The sequence below is a fragment of the Arsenophonus apicola genome (assembly GCF_020268605.1).
In the GTDB taxonomy this organism is placed as follows: Bacteria; Pseudomonadota; Gammaproteobacteria; order Enterobacterales; family Enterobacteriaceae; genus Arsenophonus; species Arsenophonus apicola.
Map to the genome: position 1 here is coordinate 3098937 of NZ_CP084222.1, position 23605 is coordinate 3122541.

23 protein-coding genes and 1 pseudogene are annotated in these 23605 nt (G+C 39.6%); 3 read left to right on the top strand and 21 right to left on the bottom strand.

What is annotated here, in order from left to right; genetic code table 11:
- Positions 1 to 56 precede the first annotated feature (56 nt).
- The 16 genes from rpoB to fkpA all read right to left on the bottom strand — a co-directional run bounded on the left by rpoB (position 57) and on the right by fkpA (position 15685).
- Entirely contained in the window at positions 57 to 4085 is a 4029-nt protein-coding gene (gene rpoB, locus LDL57_RS14730) for a DNA-directed RNA polymerase subunit beta (protein WP_225506426.1), read from the bottom strand.
- A gap of 345 nt (positions 4086 to 4430) precedes the next feature.
- Positions 4431 to 4799, bottom strand: a complete 369-nt coding sequence (rplL, locus tag LDL57_RS14735; protein ID WP_180558651.1) for a 50S ribosomal protein L7/L12 — start codon at positions 4797 to 4799, stop codon at positions 4431 to 4433.
- Positions 4800 to 4860: 61 nt separating this feature from the next.
- Positions 4861 to 5358: a 50S ribosomal protein L10 gene (rplJ, locus tag LDL57_RS14740; RefSeq protein ID WP_180558650.1), complete on the bottom strand. Its 498-nt coding sequence runs from the start codon at positions 5356 to 5358 to the stop codon at positions 4861 to 4863.
- Positions 5359 to 5663: 305 nt separating this feature from the next.
- On the bottom strand, positions 5664 to 6365 hold the full coding sequence (gene rplA / locus LDL57_RS14745; protein ID WP_225506429.1) for a 50S ribosomal protein L1: 702 nt from the start codon (positions 6363 to 6365) through the stop codon (positions 5664 to 5666).
- A gap of 3 nt (positions 6366 to 6368) precedes the next feature.
- Positions 6369 to 6797: a 50S ribosomal protein L11 gene (rplK, locus tag LDL57_RS14750; protein WP_026823564.1), complete on the bottom strand. Its 429-nt coding sequence runs from the start codon at positions 6795 to 6797 to the stop codon at positions 6369 to 6371.
- Between the two features lie 149 nt (positions 6798 to 6946).
- Complete coding sequence (gene nusG, locus LDL57_RS14755; protein WP_180558648.1) at positions 6947 to 7492, bottom strand: transcription termination/antitermination protein NusG; 546 nt, start codon at positions 7490 to 7492, stop codon at positions 6947 to 6949.
- 1 nt (position 7493) lies between these two features.
- Positions 7494 to 7877, bottom strand: a complete 384-nt coding sequence (secE, locus tag LDL57_RS14760) for a preprotein translocase subunit SecE (RefSeq protein WP_026823562.1) — start codon at positions 7875 to 7877, stop codon at positions 7494 to 7496.
- A 277-nt stretch (positions 7878 to 8154) separates the two neighbouring features.
- A complete protein-coding gene (tuf, locus tag LDL57_RS14765; protein ID WP_225506447.1) occupies positions 8155 to 9339 on the bottom strand; it encodes an elongation factor Tu in 1185 nt (394 codons plus the stop codon).
- 71 nt (positions 9340 to 9410) lie between these two features.
- On the bottom strand, positions 9411 to 11522 hold the full coding sequence (gene fusA / locus LDL57_RS14770) for an elongation factor G (protein ID WP_180560396.1): 2112 nt from the start codon (positions 11520 to 11522) through the stop codon (positions 9411 to 9413).
- A 76-nt stretch (positions 11523 to 11598) separates the two neighbouring features.
- Positions 11599 to 12069, bottom strand: a complete 471-nt coding sequence (gene rpsG, locus LDL57_RS14775) for a 30S ribosomal protein S7 (protein WP_026822991.1) — start codon at positions 12067 to 12069, stop codon at positions 11599 to 11601.
- A 97-nt stretch (positions 12070 to 12166) separates the two neighbouring features.
- Positions 12167 to 12541 (bottom strand): 30S ribosomal protein S12, encoded by a 375-nt coding sequence (gene rpsL, locus LDL57_RS14780; RefSeq protein WP_180560395.1) that lies wholly within the window; start codon positions 12539 to 12541, stop codon positions 12167 to 12169.
- Between the two features lie 131 nt (positions 12542 to 12672).
- Positions 12673 to 12978, bottom strand: coding sequence for a sulfurtransferase complex subunit TusB (tusB, locus tag LDL57_RS14785; RefSeq protein ID WP_180560394.1), 306 nt, complete (start codon positions 12976 to 12978; stop codon positions 12673 to 12675).
- A gap of 16 nt (positions 12979 to 12994) precedes the next feature.
- Positions 12995 to 13354 (bottom strand): sulfurtransferase complex subunit TusC, encoded by a 360-nt coding sequence (gene tusC / locus LDL57_RS14790; RefSeq protein WP_180560404.1) that lies wholly within the window; start codon positions 13352 to 13354, stop codon positions 12995 to 12997.
- 7 nt (positions 13355 to 13361) lie between these two features.
- Positions 13362 to 13775, bottom strand: a complete 414-nt coding sequence (tusD, locus tag LDL57_RS14795) for a sulfurtransferase complex subunit TusD (RefSeq protein WP_180560393.1) — start codon at positions 13773 to 13775, stop codon at positions 13362 to 13364.
- A gap of 4 nt (positions 13776 to 13779) precedes the next feature.
- On the bottom strand, positions 13780 to 14484 hold the full coding sequence (locus LDL57_RS14800; RefSeq protein ID WP_180560392.1) for a helix-turn-helix transcriptional regulator: 705 nt from the start codon (positions 14482 to 14484) through the stop codon (positions 13780 to 13782).
- 463 nt (positions 14485 to 14947) lie between these two features.
- Positions 14948 to 15685 (bottom strand): FKBP-type peptidyl-prolyl cis-trans isomerase, encoded by a 738-nt coding sequence (gene fkpA / locus LDL57_RS14805; RefSeq protein ID WP_180560391.1) that lies wholly within the window; start codon positions 15683 to 15685, stop codon positions 14948 to 14950.
- 227 nt (positions 15686 to 15912) lie between these two features.
- On the opposite strand from fkpA, the gene LDL57_RS14810 reads away from it, so the two are divergent.
- Positions 15913 to 16134 (top strand): SlyX family protein, encoded by a 222-nt coding sequence (locus tag LDL57_RS14810; protein ID WP_180560390.1) that lies wholly within the window; start codon positions 15913 to 15915, stop codon positions 16132 to 16134.
- Between the two features lie 68 nt (positions 16135 to 16202).
- Here LDL57_RS14810 and slyD read toward each other — a convergent pair whose 3' ends face one another.
- The 4 genes and pseudogenes from slyD to kefG form a co-directional block, all read right to left on the bottom strand.
- Positions 16203 to 16757 carry a peptidylprolyl isomerase gene (gene slyD / locus LDL57_RS14815; protein WP_180560389.1) on the bottom strand — a complete coding sequence of 185 codons (555 nt, stop codon included), beginning with the start codon at positions 16755 to 16757 and terminating at the stop codon, positions 16203 to 16205.
- A 93-nt stretch (positions 16758 to 16850) separates the two neighbouring features.
- Positions 16851 to 17052: pseudogene (locus LDL57_RS14820) on the bottom strand (YheV family putative zinc ribbon protein).
- A 26-nt stretch (positions 17053 to 17078) separates the two neighbouring features.
- Entirely contained in the window at positions 17079 to 18878 is a 1800-nt protein-coding gene (gene kefB, locus LDL57_RS14825) for a glutathione-regulated potassium-efflux system protein KefB (RefSeq protein ID WP_180560388.1), read from the bottom strand.
- A gap of 2 nt (positions 18879 to 18880) precedes the next feature.
- Complete coding sequence (kefG, locus tag LDL57_RS14830; protein ID WP_180560387.1) at positions 18881 to 19429, bottom strand: glutathione-regulated potassium-efflux system ancillary protein KefG; 549 nt, start codon at positions 19427 to 19429, stop codon at positions 18881 to 18883.
- A 116-nt stretch (positions 19430 to 19545) separates the two neighbouring features.
- Between kefG and LDL57_RS14835 the strand changes: the two genes are divergently transcribed.
- A complete protein-coding gene (locus LDL57_RS14835) occupies positions 19546 to 21480 on the top strand; it encodes an ABC transporter ATP-binding protein (protein ID WP_180560386.1) in 1935 nt (644 codons plus the stop codon).
- Between the two features lie 86 nt (positions 21481 to 21566).
- On the opposite strand, the gene LDL57_RS14840 is transcribed toward LDL57_RS14835, so the two are convergent.
- Positions 21567 to 22430: a MurR/RpiR family transcriptional regulator gene (locus LDL57_RS14840; RefSeq protein ID WP_180560403.1), complete on the bottom strand. Its 864-nt coding sequence runs from the start codon at positions 22428 to 22430 to the stop codon at positions 21567 to 21569.
- 257 nt (positions 22431 to 22687) lie between these two features.
- Here LDL57_RS14840 and murQ point away from each other — a divergent pair, with 257 nt between their 5' ends.
- Positions 22688 to 23602, top strand: coding sequence for an N-acetylmuramic acid 6-phosphate etherase (gene murQ, locus LDL57_RS14845; RefSeq protein WP_225506477.1), 915 nt, complete (start codon positions 22688 to 22690; stop codon positions 23600 to 23602).
- The last annotated feature ends 3 nt before the right edge of the window (positions 23603 to 23605 follow it).

Genomic DNA, 23605 nt, shown 5'->3' on the forward strand with positions numbered 1-23605 from the left:
ACCCAGTGTAACAATTTGTAAAGCTTAGTCGCTACTAGGCTTTACAACATCACTTATTACTCGTCTTCCAGTTCGATGTTAATACCCAACGAGCGGATCTCTTTCAACAATACATTGAAAGATTCCGGCATCCCTGGTTCCATCTGATTGTTGCCGTCTACGATGTTTTTATACATCTTAGTACGTCCGTTCACATCATCGGATTTAACGGTAAGCATTTCTTGCAAGGTGTAAGCGGCGCCATATGCTTCCAGAGCCCAAACTTCCATCTCACCAAAACGCTGACCACCAAACTGTGCTTTACCACCCAACGGTTGTTGAGTAACCAGACTATAGGAGCCTGTTGAACGTGCATGCATTTTATCATCTACAAGATGATTCAGTTTCAGCATATACATATAACCAACTGTCACCTGACGTTCAAATTTCTCTCCTGTACGGCCATCATACAATGTAATCTGACCAGAAGTCGGCAACTCAGCTAAAGTCAATAGTTCTTTGATTTCCTTTTCTTTTGCACCATCAAAGACCGGTGTTGCAATTGGCATACCTTTCTTCAAATTATGTGCTAACCGCAGAACTTCTTCATCAGAAAAGGTACTGAGATCAACTGTTTGACGAGGATCATCTCCTAAGTCATAAGCTTTCTGAATAAATTCTCTCAATTTGGCTACTTCACGCTGTTGTTTCAGCATGGTATTGATCTTATCGCCAATACCTTTCGCAGCCATACCCAAATGGGTTTCCAGAATCTGACCAATATTCATACGTGATGGTACGCCCAGTGGGTTCAAAACGATATCAACAGGGTTACCACTTTCATCGTAAGGCATGTCTTCAACTGGGTTAATTTTGGAAATAACCCCTTTGTTACCATGACGACCAGCCATTTTATCGCCTGGTTGAATTTGACGTTTTACTGCCAAATAAACCTTGACGATTTTTAATACGCCTGGCGCTAAATCATCACCTTGTGTGATCTTACGACGTTTAGCCTCTAGCTTCTTCTCAAATTCAGCTTTAAGCTCATCATACTGCTCAGCCAATTGCTCTAACTGATTTTGTTTTTCTTCATCCTTCAACGATAATTCTAACCAACGCTCACGCGGTAATTTATCCAGCTTGTCACCTTCAATACCGCCATTAGTTAGTACTGCTCTGATACGGGCAAATAAACCGGCTTCAAAGATACGCAACTCTTCAGTTAAGTCTTTCTTCGCATCACGAAGCTGCATTTCTTCAATTTCTAATGCACGTTTATCTTTCTCTACCCCATCGCGGGTAAAGACTTGTACATCAATAACCGTTCCTGATACCCCATTAGGTACCCGCAGTGAAGAATCTTTGACATCAGAAGCTTTTTCACCAAAAATAGCGCGCAATAATTTTTCTTCTGGCGTTAATTGCGTTTCACCTTTCGGTGTTACCTTACCAACCAGAATGTCGCCGCCCGTTACTTCGGCGCCGATATACACAATACCTGATTCATCCAATTTAGATAGTGCAGCTTCACCTACGTTAGGAATATCTGCAGTAATCTCTTCTGGCCCTAACTTAGTATCACGCGATACACAAGCTAATTCCTGAATATGAATGGTAGTAAAACGATCTTCTTGTACCACTCGTTCAGAGACCAAAATAGAATCTTCAAAGTTGTAACCATTCCAGGGCATGAACGCAACGCGCATATTTTGACCAAGTGCCAATTCACCTAAATCGGTCGATGGTCCATCAGCCAAAACATCACCGCGCTCTATCGGCTCGCCCAGCGCAACACATGGCATCTGATTAATACAAGTATTCTGATTTGAACGCGTATATTTTGTCAGATTATAAATATCAATGCCGGCTTCACCAGGATACATCTCATCTTCATTAACTTTGATAACTATACGTGAAGCATCTACATACTGGACAGTACCACCACGTTTAGCAACTGCTGTTACCCCAGAGTCAACAGCAACGGCTCGTTCCATACCCGTTCCAACGAGGGGTTTATCTGAGCGTAACGTAGGTACTGCTTGACGCTGCATGTTCGCACCCATCAATGCACGGTTAGCATCATCATGCTCAAGAAATGGAATTAATGAAGCACCAACAGACACAACCTGTTGGGTTGAAACGTCCATATATTCTACTTGATCTTGGCTAAATAGGCTGGATTCACCTTTATTGCGGCAAGTGATTAATTCTTCAACAAACCGACCATCATCATCTAAAACAGTATTCGCCTGAGCAATGATGTAGTTGCCTTCTTCAATCGCTGACAAATAATGAATTTCATCAGTTACGATACCATCCCGCACTAAACGATAAGGTGTTTCCAAAAAGCCATACTCATTGGTTTGTGCATAGACAGACAATGAGTTAATCAAGCCGATATTCGGCCCTTCAGGAGTCTCAATGGGACATACACGTCCGTAGTGGGTTGGGTGTACGTCACGAACTTCAAAGCCTGCGCGTTCACGTGTTAGTCCACCTGGACCTAATGCTGAAATACGACGTTTATGGGTGATTTCCGACAGTGGATTATTCTGATCCATAAACTGCGATAATTGACTTGAGCCAAAAAACTCTTTAACCGCAGCAGAAATTGGCTTCGCGTTAATCATGTCTTGTGGCATTAATGCATCTAAATCACCTAATGACAAACGCTCTTTAACCGCACGCTCTACTCGCACTAAACCAACTCGGAATTGATTTTCAGCCATTTCACCAACCGAACGAATACGGCGGTTACCTAAATGGTCAATATCATCAACTTCACCCTTACCATTACGAATATCAATGAGTTTTTTCATCACATCAATGATATCTTGTTTGCTTAAGATGCTTGAGCCTTCAATCGCATCACGATCAAGTGAACGATTAAATTTCATCCGTCCTACCGCGGAAAGATCGTAACGCTCTTCAGAAAAGAATAAGTTCTCAAACAGATTTTCTGCCGCTTCGCGAGTTGGTGGTTCACCTGGGCGCATCATACGGTAAATTTCAACTAACGCACTTAAACGATCATTGGTTGGATCAGTACGCAATGTTTCTGAAATATATGCCCCGTGATCTAAGTCATTAGTAAATAAGGTCTCAATGGTTTTATAACCACCTTGACTTAGACGTGCCAATATATCCAGAGAAAGCTCTGTATTCGCCGTACAGATCAATTCGCCGGTACTTTCATCAATATAATCTTTAGCTACCACTTTACCTGCAATATATTCAACAGGCACTTCGATACTAGTGATTTTGTCTTTTTCTAGCTGACGAATGTGACGTGCAGTAATGCGGCGACCTTTTTCGATATAGACTTTACCATTGGCTTCAATATCAAAAGAAGCTGTTTCGCCACGCAAACGTTCGGGTATTAACGTCATTAACAGCTTATTATCACGGATTTGAAAAATCGTCTTCTCAAAAAAGAGATTGAGGATTTCTTCGGTACCATAATCCATCGAACGTAGAATAATGGTTGCCGGTAATTTACGACGGCGATCAATACGAACGAAAAGATTATCTTTAGGGTCAAATTCAAAATCTAACCATGAACCACGGTAAGGAATGATACGTGCATTATATAATACCTTACCTGAAGAATGGGTTTTACCTTTATCACTATCAAAAAATACGCCAGGACTGCGATGTAATTGAGAAACAATAACACGCTCTGTACCATTGATAATAAAAGTACCATTATCTGTCATGAGTGGAATTTCACCCATGTAAACTTCTTGCTCTTTTATATCCTTTACTGTGCCTTCTGGTGCTTCACGCTCGTAAATAACGAGACGTAGTTTAACCCGTAAAGGAGCAGAATAAGTGACACCACGGATCTGACATTCTTTAACATCAAATACAGGTTCACCAAGACGATAGCTAACATATTGCAATTCAGCATTGCCGCTATAACTTTGAATTGGAAATACAGAACGGAATGCTGCTTCCAGCCCATTCTGACCTTCTAAATCTTGCTCGATAAACTTAGCGAACGAGTCAAGTTGGATAGATAAAAGATAAGGAACATCCAAAACCTGCGGACGTTTGCCAAAATCCTTACGAATACGTTTTTTCTCGGTATAGGAGTAAACCATAGGGTTCCTCAGCTTGCTGATCAGTGGCCCACTCTGTCCGTCCTAAAGGACAGCATCTGCAACACTATTTTTTGGAACGGAAAACAGATTATTTTCCATAATACTTATTGCTATTACTCTTAAATCATTTCATTGCATTATATAACTACCAAGTTTTAATTGTCAGAGTCATAAACGCAGTATATTAAGTCGTCAATAGCAAAAAGCATTGAAAGGATAACTCAGTAACTAAACAGTGTGAAATATTACTGATACCCTAATACACTTTATAGCGCAAAAAGGCTGGTGACTAAAAAATCACCAGCCGTCAGCCTATAAAATCAGGCTGCCAACTTAAAGCAAAGCTTATTTAATTTCAACAGAAGCACCCGCTTCTTCCAGCGATTTCTTCAATGTTTCAGATTCTTCTTTGCTTACTGCTTCTTTAATTGTTGCTGGCGCTGATTCTACCATGTCTTTAGCTTCTTTTAGCCCTAAACCAGTTGCCGTACGAACAGCTTTAATAACCGCAACTTTGTTAGCACCGATAGCAGACAAGATAACATCAAATTCAGTTTTTTCTTCAGCTGCTTCAGCTGCACCTGGTGCAGCAACCGCTACTGCTGCCGCAGCAGAAACACCAAACTTATCTTCCATCAAAGTGATCAGCTCAACAACATCCATTACAGACATGGCTGCAACTGCATCAAGAATTTGTTCTTTAGTTATAGACATAACAAGGGTTCCTAAAATTCAGAAATATTTTATACGTTAAAAAGCAACGACAGAAATAAACTTAAGCAGCTTCTTTCTGATCGCGTAGTGCCGCCATAATGCGAGCCAATTTACCTGCAGAGGCTTCTTTCATGGTTGACATCAGACGCGCAATTGCTTCTTCGTAAGTTGGAAGAGTTGCCAAACGATCAATTTGATTCGCTGGAATAAACTCTCCTTCAAAGGCTGCTGCTTTAATCTCGAATGCTGGATTCGCTTTGGCGAATTCTTTAAACAAACGAGCTGCTGCGCCCGGATGTTCTTTAGAAAAAGCAATCAAGGTTGGACCAATAAACGCTTCTTTAAGGCACTCGTAAGTAGTACCTTCAACAACACGGCGCATCAACGTATTACGAACAACACGAAGATAAACACCGGCTTCGCGACCTGCTTTACGCAGTTCAGTCATTTTATCTACAGCTACACCGCGGGAATCCGCGACAACTGCAGACAGCGCACCTTTGGCTACTTCGCTGACTTCAGCAACAATCGCTTGTTTGTCTTGAAGATTTAGTGCCATTAGCTTCTTGCTCCTGGATTAACCGGGTTATCCCGGGACTCACATCACTCAAAACATCCCATATGTTTGAGCGTTAAAATACGGTGAGCAGAATCCAGAAATTAATCTTAGTGGCTCTGTCACCGTCTACGTAGGATATTAAGTAATTACTTACACCTACGGTCTTGGACGGGGCCTGGATAAGGCCAGGCACCAACCTAAATTCAGAGTTTGTTATCACTACTAAAATAGAGATAACAAACATAGGGCGTCAAATTCTATACAAATTTAACATAAAGGTAAAGCAAAAAATAATATTCAAAAAATTACGCTGAAGCAGATAATTCTGCTTGATCAACGGCAACGCCTGCCCCCATTGTGGTAGATAGGCTAATTTTCTTAATATAAACACCTTTAGCAGAAGATGGTTTTGCTTTTTTCAACGCAACCAGTAGTGCTTCAAGATTTTCTTTTAATTTACTATCGTCAAAGTCAACCTTACCAATAGTGGTATGAATGATACCGTTTTTATCATTACGATAACGGATCTGTCCCGCTTTGGCATTTTGTACCGCTTCAGCAATATTAGGCGTTACGGTACCAACTTTAGGATTTGGCATTAAGCCACGAGGGCCTAAAATCTGACCTAACTGGCCAACAATGCGCATTGCATCTGGCGAAGCAATAACAACATCGAAGTTCATTTCGCCCGCTTTAATTTTATCAGCCAGATCTTCCATGCCAACTAATTCAGCTCCAGCAGCGGTTGCTGCTTCAGCATTGGCTCCTTGAGTAAATACAGCAACACGAACAGAACGACCTGTCCCATGCGGTAAAACCGTTGCACCACGAACATTTTGATCAGATTTACGTGCATCAATGCCGAGATTAACTGCAACATCCACGCTTTCTACAAATTTAGCAGTCGCTAATTCTTTCAAAAGTGTAATTGCTTCAGAAATATCATATTGTTTAGTTGCATCAATTTTTTCACGGATAGTGCGCATACGCTTGGTTAGTTTAGCCATTGATTAACCCTCCACTACCAAGCCCATGGAACGAGCAGTACCTTCAATTGAACGCATCATCGCTTCAATATCAGCCCCTGTCATATCCGCAGCTTTAGTTTCTGCAATTTCACGAATTTGTGCGCTGGTTACTTTGCCAACTTTCTCTTTATTTGGTTTGCCTGAACCTGACTTAACACCTGCTGCTTTTTTCAGTAATACAGCGGCTGGTGGTGTCTTGGTTATGAATGTAAATGAACGGTCTGAATAGACAGTAATTACAACTGGAATTGGCAAGCCTTTTTCTAAGCTATCTGTTTTAGCATTAAACGCTTTACAAAATTCCATGATATTCACACCTTGCTGACCTAAAGCCGGGCCAACTGGTGGACTAGGATTAGCCATGCCTGCTGCAACTTGCAGCTTAACATAGGCTTGTACTTTCTTAGCCATGCATAATTTCCTCTAATTGGGTAATGTCGCTTCAATTATGAAGCTCCCCTGTGTATATAATGACCTGTACGATTTTCAGGCCATAAAAAAATAAAAGCGCGGAATTGTAGCCAAATTTCCCGCCTTTTACAAGCAAGTTGTCAAGTGTATTACACTTTTTCTACTTGACTGAAATCTAACTCTACCGGTGTTGCACGACCGAAAATAGAAACCGATACTTTGAGTCGGCTCTTTTCATAGTCAACTTCTTCAACCACACCATTAAAGTCGGCAAATGGACCATCACTAACACGAACCATTTCTCCTGGCTCAAACAAGGTTTTTGGTCGTGGCTTATCCCCTACTTGCTGCAAACGATTCATAATCGCATCAACTTCTTTATCGCTAATAGGAGCTGGGCGATCTGGTGTACCACCAATAAAACCCATAACACGTGGTACACTACGCACTAAATGCCAGCTATCATCATCCATGGTCATTTGAACTAAAACATATCCGGGAAAGAATTTTCGTTCACTTTTACGACGTTGGCCACTTCGGATTTCCATCACTTCTTCCGTTGGCACCATCACTTCACCAAACTTATCTTCCATAGCATGTAACTTGATATGCTCACGCAATGACTGGACCACTCTAGCCTCAAAACCAGAAAATGCTTGAATAACATACCAGCGTTTTTTAGGGGATTCAGACATTTTAGAACCTCAGGCCTGTAATAAATGAAACTAAACGCACCAGTATACCATCTAATCCCCAAAGAATTAGTGCCATAACGGCAGTAACTGCCGCAACAATTAATGTTGTCTGTAATGTTTCCTGGCGCGTTGGCCAAATGACTTTACGCATTTCAATACGAGCTTCGCGAGCAAATGCTAAAGTTGCTTTTCCTTTTGCTGTCCACAATGCAATGCCACCAGCAAGCGCGGCAATAGCAACAACTGCTATGACACGTAATGCAAGATTGTATTGTCGGAAATAATAATTACCAACAATAGCAATAACTAAAAGAATCGCGACTAATACCCATTTTGCTACATCAAAACTACGTCCGCTTTCTTGAGCATCGCTATTCGCACTCATAAATCAACCCGTTACTATGATATAATAAAAAGTCAATTTGCCTCGTAAAACAATTCAAATTTGACCGAAATAAAACATACCACTATTGTATCTCACTTTACGCCATAAACCAGTATGACATTCAACTATTGAGAGACATCCAATAATTCTTTATATCAGAGCCTATCTCACCAATAATTGACCATATAAACTATTGATGAGATAGGTTCTTAAGTTATCTAAGCTAGTATAAAAAAGGCACCAGATGATGCCCTTTTTACAATTATTGCTTTAAAGATCAAGCAATAATTTTAGCCACGACACCCGCACCAACTGTACGACCGCCTTCTCGGATCGCAAAACGCAACCCTTCATCCATCGCGATTGGCGCTATCAACGTCACTTTCATGTTGATATTATCGCCTGGCATTACCATCTCCACGCCTTCTGGCAATTCGATTGTGCCCGTGACATCCGTCGTTCTAAAATAAAACTGGGGACGATAACCTTTAAAGAATGGCGTGTGGCGTCCGCCCTCATCTTTGCTCAAAATATAGACTTCTGATTCAAATTGAGTATGCGGTTTGATTGAACCTGGTTTGGCCAATACTTGACCTCGCTCTACATCTTCACGCTTTGTACCACGTAATAATACACCTACGTTCTCTCCTGCACGTCCTTCGTCCAACAGTTTGCGGAACATTTCTACGCCCGTACACGTAGTTTTCGTCGTCTCTTTAATCCCTACTATTTCGACTTCTTCACCAACTTTTACTATACCACGCTCTACTCGACCTGTTACTACCGTTCCACGGCCTGAGATTGAAAACACATCTTCAATTGGCAACAAGAATGGCTTATCTATCGCACGCTCTGGCTCTGGAATATAGCTATCCAACGCATCGGCTAACTCAATAATTTTCTCTTCCCACTCTGCAACGCCTTCCAGCGCTTTCAACGCTGAACCTCTGATTACCGGCGTGTCATCTCCTGGGAAATCATACTGAGAAAGCAACTCACGTACTTCCATTTCAACCAGTTCCAGCAACTCTTCATCATCAACCATGTCACATTTGTTTAGGAAAACGATGATATAAGGAACTCCTACCTGGCGGCCTAATAGGATATGCTCACGTGTTTGTGGCATTGGGCCATCGGTTGCTGCTACCACTAAAATTGCACCGTCCATCTGTGCCGCACCGGTGATCATGTTTTTTACATAATCTGCGTGGCCTGGGCAATCTACGTGGGCATAATGGCGGCTAGGGGTATCGTATTCTACGTGAGAAGTAGAAATGGTGATCCCGCGCGCTTTTTCTTCTGGTGCATTATCTATTTGATCAAATGCTCGCGCATTTCCACCATATTTTTTCGCTAATACGGTAGTGATTGCTGCGGTTAAAGTTGTTTTACCATGGTCAACGTGGCCGATTGTACCAACGTTAACGTGCGGTTTTTTACGTTCAAATTTTTCTTTAGACACGACTCTATTCCTTATAGAGTTCTCTCAAACAATAAGAGAGAACCAGATTAAATAGTTAAACCGAAAGCCAATTACTTAGCTTTACGAGCTTCAATAATTGCTTGAGCAACATTGGTTGGTGCTTCATTATACTTCAAAAATTCCATTGAGTAAGAAGCACGACCTTGCGTTTGTGAACGCAGATCTGTGGCATAACCAAACATTTCTGACAATGGTACTTGTGCACGAACTGTTTTACCAGTTGCTGTATCTTCCATACCTTCAATCATACCACGACGACGGTTCAGGTCACCAATTACGTCACCCATATAGTCTTCAGGCGTTTCAACTTCAACTTTCATGATTGGCTCCAGTAAAACTGGACCTGCTTTCATGAAACCTTCTTTGAAAGCCATAGAACCTGCAATTTTGAATGCCATTTCCGAGGAATCAACCTCATGATAGGAACCATCATACAATGCCACTTTGACATCAACAATGGGGTAGCCCGCCAGAACACCATTTTTCATCTGTTCTTGAACGCCTTTATCCACCGCAGGTATGTACTCTTTAGGTACAACGCCCCCAACGATTTCGTTGTGGAATTCATAACCAATTTCATGGCCTGCTTCCAAAGGTTCAACGCGTATCCATACATGACCAAATTGACCACGACCACCAGACTGACGAACAAACTTACCTTCCTGCTCAATAGACTTACGAATAGTCTCACGGTATGCTACTTGTGGTTTACCAACGTTCGCTTCAACTTTGAATTCACGACGCATACGGTCAACCAATACTTCCAGATGCAACTCACCCATACCAGCAATAATTGTCTGACCAGATTCTTCATCTGTGGACACGCGGAATGATGGATCTTCTTGAGCCAAACGGCCTAAAGCAATACCCATTTTTTCTTGGTCAGCTTTAGTTTTAGGTTCAATAGCAACCGAGATAACTGGCTGTGGAAATTCCATCCGCTCCAAAATAATTGGCGTGTCCATAGCACATAGAGTATCACCGGTAGTCACATCTTTGAGGCCGATAGCGGCAGCAATATCGCCCGCTCGAACTTCTTTAATTTCTTCACGTTTATTAGCATGCATCTGAACGATACGACCAAAACGCTCTTTTTTATCTTTAACTGGGTTAAGAACAGTATCCCCTGAGTTAACCACACCAGAGTAAACCCGGAAGAAAGTCAAATTACCAACAAATGGGTCAGTTGCAATTTTGAATGCCAATGCTGAAAAAGGCTCATCATCACTTGCATGACGTTCTGCTGGGGTGTTTTTACCATCGGTTAAAACACCTTTAATTGCAGGAATATCAGTAGGCGCGGGTAAATATTCAATAACCGCATCCAGCATTGCTTGCACGCCTTTGTTTTTAAAGGCCGAACCACACGTAACCAGAATAATTTCATTATTCAATACGCGCTTACGTAATGCTTGTTTGATCTCATCTTCAGACAGCTCTTCGCCACCAAAATATTTTTCCATCAACTCATCTGATGCTTCGGCCGCAGCTTCAATCAGCTTACCATGCCACTCTTCAGCTTGAGCTTGCATATTTGCTGGAATATCTTCATAAACGAAGGTGACACCTTGATCACTGTCACTCCACTGGATTGCTTTCATTTTAACTAAATCAATAACACCAGTGAATGACTCTTCAGCGCCAATAGGTAACTGAAGTGGAACGGGTATTGCTGCCAGACGTGTTTCTATCTGTTCAACAACACGCAAGAAATTAGCACCCATGCGATCCATTTTATTAACAAATGCGATACGAGGTACTTGATACTTATTTGCCTGACGCCAAACTGTTTCAGATTGGGGTTGAACACCACCAACTGCACAATAAACCATTACCGCACCATCAAGAACACGCATAGAACGTTCTACTTCAATCGTGAAGTCAACGTGTCCTGGTGTGTCAATGATGTTGATACGGTGTTCGTCAAACTGTTTACCCATACCAGACCAGAAAGCAGTAGTTGCAGCTGATGTGATAGTAATACCACGCTCCTGCTCCTGTTCCATCCAATCCATCGTTGCTGCGCCATCATGAACTTCACCTATTTTATGGCTTACGCCAGTATAAAATAGGATACGTTCGGTTGTGGTGGTCTTACCAGCATCAATATGGGCACTAATTCCGATGTTGCGATAACGCGTAATGGGAGTTTTACGAGCCATTTTTTCCTCTCTCGTGAACGTTCAATTCGTATAAGGGTAACGCCATGTTACCCTTACGAAACATAACTAGCGCAAGCTACCAACGATAGTGGGCAAACGCCTTGTTAGCTTCTGCCATACGATGAACATCTTCACGTTTTTTAACAGCAGTGCCTTTATTTTCAGCCGCATCAGATAATTCGTTTGCTAAGCGCAAAGCCATCGATTTATCACCGCGTTTACGAGCAGCTTCAACAATCCAACGCATTGCTAATGCATTCCGACGGACAGGACGAACCTCAACAGGAACCTGGTAAGTTGAACCACCAACACGGCGTGATTTGACTTCCACTGTTGGACGAACATTGTCCAGAGCTATTTCAAAGGCTTCTAAATGATCTTTTCCAGCACGTTGAGCCAGGGCCTCAAGCGCACTATATACAATTGCTTCTGCAGTAGATTTTTTACCATCTACCATCAAAATATTAATAAATTTAGCCAATAATTCTGACCCAAACTTTGGATCTGGTAGAATTTTACGTTGACCAATTACACGACGACGTGGCATGGATATACTCCGTTGTTAAATTCAGGATTGTCCAAAACTCTATGAGTTTATTTTGACATTAAAAATTAAATGTTTGGCCTTACTTAACGGAGAACCATTAAGCCTTCGGCTTCTTAGCGCCGTATTTAGAACGACCTTGTTTGCGATCTTTTACACCAGAACAGTCCAGTGCACCGCGAACAGTGTGATAACGCACACCTGGTAAGTCTTTGACACGACCACCACGAATCAAGATTACTGAGTGCTCCTGCAAGTTGTGGCCTTCACCACCAATATAAGAAGACACTTCATAACCATTTGTTAAACGAACACGGCATACTTTACGCAGTGCTGAGTTAGGTTTTTTAGGGGTAGTAGTATATACACGAGTACATACACCACGTTTTTGCGGGCAAGCATCCAGTGCTGGAACGTTGCTTTTCACAACTTTCGAGCTACGTGGTTTGCGAACCAGCTGATTAATTGTTGCCATTAAAAAAGCTCCTGGTTTTTTGCTTCGTAAACACGGATATTTTCCTCGTTTATCGTCATGATAAAACACGAGGACGCGAAATTTTATTGCTAACAGAGACAGGTGTCAAGAAATATACAAAGGATCATCCATTACCAAGCAAAATATTGTGGATGTTTTACCGTTAATTGCACAAAATCAACATAAGATATCTGACGGACATAAGATGAGATATATGGCATTAAACCCCTTGCTTCTACATCATCTTGTAAAGCAAAAACATGAATCCCTTTATCTTTTAATTGTATTAAATAATGATTATCTTTCTTACCCGATGCTATTTTATGTCCTAGCAAAACACCATCCTGGAGTAATAGCACCTCATCCTGCTCCGTTAATAGGTTAATTAATGAATTAAAGTCACTATAATAAGGGGAAGTAGAAATGGTATATAGCATATTAGTCTTCTATTAACTAGAAAGTCAGAATTACATCATAATCAGCTAGGTTACGTCTAAGTCTATCAACAGAAATAACTGTTGCCGGTAGAATAAAACAACTATCAGAAGAAAATCCTCTTGCTTCAAGATCTTCCTGACAGATATAGCAAGCATGAATATCATATAATGGTAGTAATTTATAGGTTGCAATATAATCACGCGCCAAGAGTTTATTAGGATTTTGTTTTGCCAATAATTGACAAACGCCATCCGAAATAAAGAAAACACCAATATTTTCAGTTAATGCAGAAGTCGCAAGTAAAGCATCTAATCCTTCACGACCACTCGAAGTTCCATGAGGTGTTTTCATAAATACAAATGCTATTTTTTTCATATTTATTTCAAAATTGGACTGTGCGATCACAGACAAGCATGGCCTCAGCCAGAGTACCTAATCCGCTCAATACAAAATCTTCATCTAAATTAGCACAGGGTAAGCCACTATTTTTGGCCGCAGTTTCATCGATAATACCCCGACGCAAAGCAGCAGCAACACAGATATTCAATTGACATCCTGTCTGCTGTGCTAATGTTTTCCAACCCATAAGTAAATTAAATTCATCACTAGCTGGTGAAATTAATTGATTACCGTTATAAACACCTTCCCGATAGAAAAAAACAGTCTTTAATATATGTCCTTCCATAATCAAAGCATTCGCGAATCGCCAAGCATTGGTGGCCTGCTGAGTTCCATAAGCAGGCCCGGTCACTAATAGGCAATAAGTCAAAGACTTATTCAAAACAGAAGCACACATTTATTTACTCACCACTTTTAAACTGCCGGATATAAAGATAAACAGTATGCTTAGAAATATTCAAACGATCAGCAACCTGATTAATCGCATCTTTAATATCAAAAATTCCTTTTTCATATAAATTGAGCACGACTTGTCTGTTTTTCATGTTATTTGGTACATTGCGATCAACATTAACTTCTTCTATGGTAAATTCCAATGCCTGAGCAACAAGATCATCAACACAAGAGGCAAAATTTACGTTGGAAGCAACTTCATGGTTTTTTTCCGGCACAAATGTTTTGACTATCTCCGAAAATGGTACATCTAGATTCATATTAATACAAAGTAAACCAATAACCCGCCGCCTGGGATTGCGGATCGCAATAGTGACTGATTTCATTAAAGCGCCACTTTTTGCACGCGTAAAATAAGCTTTCGAGACACTGGAATCAATATCGGTCATATCATGAAGCATACGTAAAGCTAAATCGGTGATTGGCGAACCAATTTTACGGCCGGTATGTTCGCCATTAGCTATTCTGACCGCTGAACATTTTAAATCTTCAAGTGAATGAAGAACAATTTCACAATGCCCACCAATTAACATAGCCAAACCATCAACCATAGATTCATAAGATTTCAAAATCGCATAATCTACACCATCAAACGGTTGAGCATCCAGTAAATCATTATCACAGCTATCATTAGAATATAATAGGTTAGACATTCAGACTCCATCCTCCACATATTGACGAAACTTTATTAAACGATTATGTGAGTAAACACCGATCTTATTATTAATGTGCAATTTATTTAGCAATCATCAATACGCCAGACTTACGGTAAAAAGAATCTAAAACGTTAAAACCACAAAGACCGATCGTCAAGGGATCTTGTGTCAGACCTTTGGCCTGTCTCACAGGACATAAACAAAAAAGTAACTTAATCATTTAATTTAGACAAAAATCACAAAAAAACCTGTTGATACTATTTTAAGTAAATAAAATAATATTAACATTGATAGAAATGCATTAAATTATATTCGAGATATTTATTGATAATGCGCAATTTCTATTACTGCACTCTTATTGTCACTCATCATAAATTTTATAAATAAATCGTAACTATTATTTTTTAATATAATAAAGAAGCTAAAGACAGAGTTTTACTCTGCCTCTTTTGCCACTCAATTATTTGTTAGTCGGTTTGATATCTAATAATTCAACATTAAAGATTAACGTTGAGTTTGCTGGAATTGCTGCTGCTGCAGATTTACCGTAACCCAGTTCTGGTGGAATAATAAGTTGGATTTTGCCGCCTTTTTTCAATTGTTGAAAACCTTCCGTCCATCCAGGGATCACTGAGTCCAGCGCAATTGTTAACGGTTCATTACGTTTATAAGAACTGTCAAATACCGAGCCATCAATTAAACGACCTTCGTAATTTACCACTACTGTATCTTTATCAGTTGGTTTTGCCCCTTCGCCTGGTTTTTCAATTTTATAAATTAATCCGCTTTTTGTTTTTATTGCACTTTTTTCTTCTTTGAGATATTTGGCGCGATACTCATCACCCAATTTACCATTCTTTTTACTCTCTTCTTCCATTTTGGCCTGAGCAGCAGCACGTACTTTTTCTTCAAATGCTTTTAATGTTGTTTCTATTTCTTGATCACTAAGTTTACTTTTATTAACAAATGCATCCTGTACACCGGCTAAAAGCTGTTGCCTATCAAGATTAATACCGATAGATTTTTGCTGCATTAAAGAATTATCCATGTAACGACCCAGCGATGCACCTAATGCATAAGCGCTACGCTGATCTTCATTATCAAATTTCTTATTTGCATCAGCAGCGAATACTTGCGACGTATTTAGCACCATAGACAAAGTTGTCACTAACAAAGTCGTTTTAAATAGTGATTTCATTCAGTTCTCCAATTACTTTTATTTATTTCAGTCAAGTCATAGTAAAATGTGTTAGCTAATCAACTGCGAGATAATACAATAAGTTAGGGGATTAAATATAGTTAAACCACGCTAATAAAAAGAAGTTACATGGTAAATCATAATAGAAAAAACTTCTCTAAGGCTGTATCTATAGGCATTATAGCGAATATCCAATCTATGTATTTCACTCCCGACAGGAGGTTCAAGTGGATTTACTTAAAAAATATGAAGAAAGACTTGAAGATTTGGAAAGCAAGTTATCTTTTCAAGAGATCACCATTGAAGCACTTAATCAAGTGGTTGTCGAACAACAACTTGAAATGGTTAAGTTAAAAGAGCATGTGCAACTGGTTACAGAACGATTGAAAGCCACACAATCATCACTGTTAACGCCAATTACGGAAGAAACTCCACCACCACACTATTAATCAGCCAGAAAATCAGCGAGCATATTTTCTCGCTGATCTATTGCAATCTCGGCGATTATTTTATCAACTTAATGGCAACCACAATCACCATGTCCATGAGAACAATCTTTGTCACCATGATGTTCACCATGACAACAACCACCCTCATGACCATCCTCATTATGGACATGGCCGTGTGCTAATTCTTCATCAGTTGCTTCCCGGATGGCAATAATTTCAACATTAAATTTTAAATTCTGACCAGCTAACATGTGATTACCATCCACGATAACTTCATCACCTTCTATACCCGTAATTTCTACTGGTACTGAACCCATATCGGTATCAGCTAAGAAACGCATACCAACTTGTAGCTCATCAACACCCACAAAAACATCTTTCGGTACACGTTGAACTAAATTATCATCATACTGACCATAAGCGTCATCAGCTGGGATCTCAATATCGAAGTGTTCACCAACACTGCGTCCTTCAAGTGCCTTTTCTAAACCTGAAATCAAAGAACCACGACCATGCAAATAATCAAGTGGCGCACTGGCCAATGACTCATCAACTAATACATCATCTTCTGTTCTCACTTGATAAGCCAGGCTCACCACTAAATCTTTCGCTACTTTTTTCATTACATCTCCTACAACGCCGTGGATAAAAAATTTTTCCGATTGTACAAAAAAAAAGTACAACTGTATTGAAACTTATAAAAAACGTTATTTTTATTACAAAGTAAAAATATCTATTCGCATATTTTTATCTTTGCTATGACTATCAGATCCATCTACCGTTTGAGATTGTTTATAATGACACTTCTGACATTCAACGTTTTCAAATGCATTTTTTTTGCCAAAGCATCAGCGTATCTTGAGATTGGCACTGAGGGCAAACAGCGCCAGCAATAAATCTTTTACGTGTTACAGACATCCACTATCTCGCTAATTAATCTTATGTTAATCCCAACTTTTTGGTTGTCCACGCTCTTGCGTTATTTCTATTTCAAACAATTCTTCAAGCTCTCTACGCGCTTCTTTGATTCGCGTCGCTTGACCAATTTCTCCCTCACCCGCTTTGGGGGAATTTTCTTTAAATATTTTAACATCTAGTCGACGAAAATGCTGTTTTGCTCGATGAGCCTGATGAGGATGTACACCTAGATTTATCAATGTCCGTTCACCCATCTCAAGAGCACTGACAAATGTTTCTCGGCAAAAATCCGTCACACCATTTTCTCTTAATTGATGCGCTTCAAAACGTCCTCGTGCCCTCGCTATAATATGAAGATTAGGAAAATTAGCCTGACATAGATGAACAATCCCCATCACTTCTTCTGGGTTATCGCTGGTAATAACAATCACACTGGCTTTTGCCGCACCTGCCGATCGCAATAATTGCAAATCTTGCGCATCACCATAATAAACTTTATAGCCATAGCGTCGCATAGTATGAATTGCACTAACATTTTGCTCCAATACCGTAATACGAATTTTATTGGCCATTAATAAACGACCAACAACTTGACCAACACGTCCAAACCCTACCAAAATAACTTGCGGATCGGTATCCTCAACAAAAGGTTTTTCAAGCGGTTCATTACGGACATTATACCAGTGAGTCAGTAATTTGCTGATTAGCTGCATTATCGGTGGCGTTGTCATCATAGATAAAGTAACAATAACTAATAACAACGACATCTGCTCATTATTTATGACTTTGACATTAATGGCAGTCGAAAAGATAATAAATGCAAATTCACCGGCCTGACTCAACACTCCAGCAAAAAGTAGACGTGAAGAACGACGCACCTGCGCTAACCAACCTAAAATATAGAGAATAACAAATTTTAATATTACCAAGATCACAACACCGATAATTATTTCTAATAAATGTGACCAAAGGATGGCTAAATTTAGTGACATGCCAACAGAAATAAAAAACAAACCTAACAATAATCCTTTAAAAGGCTCTATGGTGATCTCTAACTCATGACGAAATTCTGTATCAGCCAGTAATACACCCGCCATAAATGTGCCCAGCGCCATAGAAAAACCCAGTTTTTCCATAAAAAAAGCCGCCCCTAATACGACAAGTAAAGAAGCGGCAGTAAATATTTCATGAATACCGGACTTGGCAACCAAATGAAATAATGGCCGTAATAAATAGCGCCCTCCGACCCATAAACCAACAAAAGCCACTACTTTTAGCCCAATTTGATACCAATCGCTATCTGCTGTTCCGCTGGCAAGAAATGGAATAAGTGCCAATATCGGGATCACTGCCATATCTTGAAAAAGTAAAACGGAAAAACCTAACCGCCCACTTTCGGTATTATTCATGCTCCTTTCATGCATAATCTGTAAGGCAATTGCCGTTGATGACATGGCTAAGCCCAGCCCACCTACAACGGCGGCTTGCCAAGAAAAATGAATAATAATAAGCAAACCAGTAACTAATGCTGCTGTTATGATCACTTGAGCGGTGCCAATAATAAAAATTGAACGCCTTAATGTCCATAATTTAGTTGGATTAAGCTCCAGGCCAATTAAAAACATCAAAAAAACGATACCAAGTTCAGCGAAATGCATAATTTCATCAACATTTCTTATAAACCCGAGTACAAATGGCCCAATGACAATACCGGTTAATAGATATCCTAATACCGCCCCTAGACGAATTTTTTGGGCAATAGGGACCATAATGACCCCCGCAAGCAGGAATATCATAATAGAACGGAATAAACTAAATTCTTCCATAATTATAAACCTCCATGCTCTAAGGGTGATTTCAGCCAATCACGGTAGGCTTTAGCGCACTCCTGCATATCTTCCAGGGACTGTCTTCTTGCCATATAAATAATGACTGGCGATAACCACTGCATTTCACACATTAAAGCAATAAGTTCAAAAGGACGTAGCAATTCATTTAATGGAAAACGATTATAACCACCGTATTGATAAGCTTCCTGAGGCTCTCCGGTGGTAATAACTGATCGCCAGTATTTTCCTTTCAGTTGTTTACTTTGCTCACAAACAAAATTTCGCGTTAATACTCTATCAAACCACTCTTTCAAAAGAGATGGACAACTATAGGTATAAAGCGGATGCTGAAAAATGATAATTTCGTGCTGAGAAAGTAACTTTCGTTCATAACTAGCATTAATAAAGTAGTCTGGATAAGTACCATACAAATCATGTATCACAACATTGTCTAAATCCTGCACATATTCAATGAGCATCTTATTCGCCACAGATTCAGCAGGTTCAGGATGTGCATAGATAATGAGAATCTTGGGTGGTAGCGACATAATTAGCTCCTCAAAAGCGTGCCAGAAGCACAATTTTTAGTTAACATACACACCAAAGGCCATTTATATTCTTTAAAATTATAAATGATTTAATATATTATCAAGATACGGTTTATATGATTGTATTTTCTTCACTACAAATACGCTGTGGCATTCGGGTTTTATTAAATAATGCAACAGCTTCCATCACACCCGGCCAAAAAGTAGGCTTAATTGGCAAAAACGGCTGTGGAAAATCGACTTTATTTTCTTCAATCAAAGGTGAAATGCAACCTGAAGCAGGAAGCATTACTTTTCCTGCAACTTGGGCTCTCGCTTGGGTCAATCAAGAAACACCTGCCCTAAAAAAATCTGCCCTTGAATATGTGATTGATGGCGATCATGAATACCGCAAATTAGAAAAACAATTGCAACAAGCAAATGATAAAAATGATGGTCATGCTATTGCATTAATACATGGTCAACTGGATGCGATCAATGCCTGGACTATTCGCGCTCGTGCCTCTAGTTTATTACACGGTTTAGGTTTTTCCCAATTACAAATAGAAGAACCTGTTAGCGCCTTTTCTGGTGGATGGCGGATGCGACTAAATCTAGCGCAAGCATTAATTTGCCGTTCTGATCTCTTGTTACTGGATGAACCGACTAATCATTTAGATTTAGATGCGGTTATTTGGTTAGAAAAATGGCTTAAAAATTATTCCGGTACGTTAATCCTGATTTCCCACGATAGAGATTTTCTCGATCCTATCATTGACAAAGTGCTACATATTGAACAAGAAAACTTATTTGAATATACGGGTAATTATACTTCCTTTGAGCAACAAAGAGCGACTAAATTAGCGCAGCAACAAGCGCTTTACGACAATCAACAGGAAAAAGTAACTCACTTAAAAAAATATATTGATCGCTTTCGTTATAAAGCGTCAAAAGCCAAACAAGCACAAAGCCGGATTAAAATGCTAGAGCGTATGGAATTAGTTGCCCCCGCTCACGTTGATAATCCTTTTCATTTTTCGTTTCGGCCACCCGATTGTTTGCCTAATCCATTGCTTAAAATGGAAAAAGTTAGCGCAGGTTATGGCGACAAGGTGATCTTAAAATCGATTAAACTTAATCTGGTTCCTGGTTCAAGAATTGGTTTACTCGGCCGTAACGGAGCGGGTAAATCAACTTTAATCAAGTTACTTTCTGGTGATCTATTACCGCAACAGGGGGAAATTTCCTTAGCTAAAGGCATTAAACTTGGATATTTCGCGCAACATCAATTAGATTATTTGCGCATAGATGAATCGCCTTTACAACATCTTAGTCGCCTTGCTGTGCAAGAAACTGAACAGCATATGCGCGACTATCTTGGTGGCTTTGGCTTTAAAGGCGACAAGGTAAATGAGCCTTGTAGACATTTTTCCGGCGGGGAAAAAGCGAGATTAGTATTAGCCTTGATTGTCTGGCAGCGGCCCAATCTTCTGCTACTTGATGAACCAACTAACCATTTAGATTTGGATATGCGACAGGCATTAACAGAAGCATTGATTGCATTTGATGGTGCCTTAATTGTTGTGTCTCATGATCGCCATTTACTACGCTCAACAACTGATGAGTTTTACCGTATTCATCAAGGTCAGGTTGAACCTTTTGACGGTGATCTGGAAGATTATCAAAAATGGTTAACCGAACAGAATAAACAACAGCACCAACAAATTCGTCAAGAGCAGTTACAAGATAAGTTGCTATCAGGTAACTTAACTGCCCAAGATCGTAAAGAACAAAAACGACGTGAAGCAGAATTCCGCCAACGCACGCAACCAATCAGAAAACAGTTATCAATGTTAGAACAAAAGATAACAAGTTTATCCAATCAATTAGTTCAAATTGAACAAAAATTGGCTGACAGTGATATTTATAACCACAATCGTAAATCTGAGCTTAACAATTACCTAAGACAGCAAACTGAGACAAAATTCACATTAGAAGAAATTGAAACCGAGTGGTTAGCATGGCAAGAAACATTGGAAAATATGATAAAAGAGTTCGAATTTCAGGCATGATTCAATGCAACGCTGATCTTCTTATATATGATTAATAAAACATCGCAAAGCAAAGCATAAATGGATGAGGCTTGTGCCGTCAGTCACTACTCATCTAATTTGTTGATCATTAAACGGGCATTTATGATTAACGATCGGGCTTTTTCCTCGCGTTTTTGTAATAGCGCTAGGAATAATAAATCGGTCAGCGTGTTTTGTGCGGCACGAGAAGAAATTGATGAACTACGCCATTCATTTTCACTAGCGACACTTTCTAATACATAATCAGCTAACTTTACTAATGGAGTCTGTTGTTTATTACCAACAATAGCAATCACCTTAGCTCCATGTTGCTTAGCTATTGCTGCTGCCTCGCAAATATTTTTTCGCTTTCCACTAAATGAAATAGCGATCTGAATATCTTTTGTAGTAAGGGTTAGCGCTGTTGTTATCTGAACATGGTGATCTAAATCAACTAGCGTAGTAATACCTATTTTTTGCAATTTATAATAGAGATCTTTGGCTACTAACGCTGACCCACCAATGCCAACAATCTGTACTCTTTGTGCATTATTAACCAATGTAGCAACTTTATTAAAAACCGAATAATTAATTCGTCGTGTTGTTTCCATGACAGAATCAATTTTTTCTTGTGCCAGTTTCTGTGCAATAACCATCAAACTATCATTGCTGGCAATCTGATTATGAATAACGTTATGCATTCGCTCAGTAACTACTTGCTTACGCCCTAGTTCTTCACTAATAGCCAGTTTTAAAGCCGGGAATCCCTTGACACCAACTTTCTGACTAAATTTAACAATAGCGGATTGACTGACACCTATTTGCTCTGCGATTTGTTGTGATGAAAGTAGTAATACCGTTTGTGGCTGTTCAAGAATAAAGGTCGCAATTTTCTGCTGATTTAACGCTAATTGAGGTAACAACCATGAAATTTTACTCAATATCGCCATGCTATACTTAAGATTACTCATAATATCAAGCTTACCGATTAAAATAATTATGATAAATTATTCCTATTTTATTATCTATTATTCTAATCAATTAATAGCTGATTAAACAATAAATTAGCTAACAAAATATTATTTTCATTTTTCTCTTATTCTCTTATTACCATTAAAAAAGAATAGATTGCTTTGTGATCAATAACACACATAAAGAATAAATAATTCCTTAATATCTCTTAAAAACGACATATAGGAAATATCCAATGACATTAGATCTAAATAAAATGGTAACAGAAAGCCGTAACCCTGTTAGTAATAACATTGATACATTATCAACCTTAGATATATTAAAAATTATTAACCAGGAAGATAAGAAAGTGCCGATTGGTGTTGAACAAACGCTCGCTGAAATTGCGCTTGTTATTGACAAAGTTGCCTATGCTTTTCAGCATAATGGTAGATTGTTTTACAGTGGTGCTGGCACTTCAGGCCGTTTAGGCATTTTAGATGCAAGTGAGTGTCCACCAACCTATGGCACTCCACGTGACATGGTAGTCGGTCTAATCGCAGGTGGACACCAAGCGATTCTACAAGCGGTAGAAAACGCTGAAGATAATCCTCAGCTTGGTGCGGATGATCTTAAAGCTTTTAATTTCAATCAAACAGATATTTTAGTTGGCATCGCTGCCAGTGGCCGCACACCTTATGTGCTAGGTGCAATGAACTATGCTAAAACGACAGGAGCAACTGTTGCCTGTATTAGTTGTAACCCCAACAGTGAAATGGTCAACATAGCAGATATTGCAATAACACCAATTGTTGGCCCTGAAGTGATCACTGGCTCTTCACGAATGAAAGCTGGCACGGCGCAAAAATTAATCCTTAATATGATAACGACAGGTGCCATGATACGAATTGGGAAAGTATACGGTAACCTCATGGTAGATGTAGAAGCAACCAATGCTAAACTTATTGAACGGCAAAAACAGATTGTCATGGCTGCGACAGAGTGTGATAGAACAACAGCAGAACAAGCCCTTATTGAATGTAATAACCATTGTAAAACCGCTATCGTTATGATCCTTACCGGTTTTAGTGCCCAGCAAGCTAAACAAATGTTAGCTGATAATCATGGTTTTATTCGTGCCGCCTTAAAACAGCATACTGGCCATCAATAATCG

Bases quoted from the DNA above. Each gene is read 5' to 3' on its own strand.
- kefB (WP_180560388.1), bottom strand. From the start codon at position 18,878: ATGGAAGAATTTAGTTTATTCCGTTCTATTATGATATTCCTGCTTGCG.
- LDL57_RS14840 (WP_180560403.1), bottom strand. From the start codon at position 22,430: ATGGCGATATTGAGTAAAATTTCATGGTTGTTACCTCAATTAGCGTTA.
- rplJ (WP_180558650.1), bottom strand. From the start codon at position 5,358: ATGGCACTAAATCTTCAAGACAAACAAGCGATTGTTGCTGAAGTCAGC.
- murQ (WP_225506477.1), top strand. From the start codon at position 22,688: ATGACATTAGATCTAAATAAAATGGTAACAGAAAGCCGTAACCCTGTT.
- rplL (WP_180558651.1), bottom strand. From the start codon at position 4,799: ATGTCTATAACTAAAGAACAAATTCTTGATGCAGTTGCAGCCATGTCT.
- LDL57_RS14800 (WP_180560392.1), bottom strand. From the start codon at position 14,484: ATGTCTAACCTATTATATTCTAATGATAGCTGTGATAATGATTTACTG.
- slyD (WP_180560389.1), bottom strand. From the start codon at position 16,757: ATGAAAAAAGTAGCGAAAGATTTAGTGGTGAGCCTGGCTTATCAAGTG.
- rpoB (WP_225506426.1), bottom strand. From the start codon at position 4,085: ATGGTTTACTCCTATACCGAGAAAAAACGTATTCGTAAGGATTTTGGC.
- tusC (WP_180560404.1), bottom strand. From the start codon at position 13,354: ATGAAAAAAATAGCATTTGTATTTATGAAAACACCTCATGGAACTTCG.
- rplK (WP_026823564.1), bottom strand. From the start codon at position 6,797: ATGGCTAAGAAAGTACAAGCCTATGTTAAGCTGCAAGTTGCAGCAGGC.
- rpsG (WP_026822991.1), bottom strand. From the start codon at position 12,069: ATGCCACGTCGTCGTGTAATTGGTCAACGTAAAATTCTACCAGATCCA.
- tusB (WP_180560394.1), bottom strand. From the start codon at position 12,978: ATGCTATATACCATTTCTACTTCCCCTTATTATAGTGACTTTAATTCA.
- rplA (WP_225506429.1), bottom strand. From the start codon at position 6,365: ATGGCTAAACTAACCAAGCGTATGCGCACTATCCGTGAAAAAATTGAT.
- rpsL (WP_180560395.1), bottom strand. From the start codon at position 12,541: ATGGCAACAATTAATCAGCTGGTTCGCAAACCACGTAGCTCGAAAGTT.
- secE (WP_026823562.1), bottom strand. From the start codon at position 7,877: ATGAGTGCGAATAGCGATGCTCAAGAAAGCGGACGTAGTTTTGATGTA.
- nusG (WP_180558648.1), bottom strand. From the start codon at position 7,492: ATGTCTGAATCCCCTAAAAAACGCTGGTATGTTATTCAAGCATTTTCT.
- fusA (WP_180560396.1), bottom strand. From the start codon at position 11,522: ATGGCTCGTAAAACTCCCATTACGCGTTATCGCAACATCGGAATTAGT.
- tusD (WP_180560393.1), bottom strand. From the start codon at position 13,775: ATGTGTGCTTCTGTTTTGAATAAGTCTTTGACTTATTGCCTATTAGTG.
- fkpA (WP_180560391.1), bottom strand. From the start codon at position 15,685: ATGAAATCACTATTTAAAACGACTTTGTTAGTGACAACTTTGTCTATG.
- LDL57_RS14835 (WP_180560386.1), top strand. From the start codon at position 19,546: ATGATTGTATTTTCTTCACTACAAATACGCTGTGGCATTCGGGTTTTA.
- kefG (WP_180560387.1), bottom strand. From the start codon at position 19,429: ATGTCGCTACCACCCAAGATTCTCATTATCTATGCACATCCTGAACCT.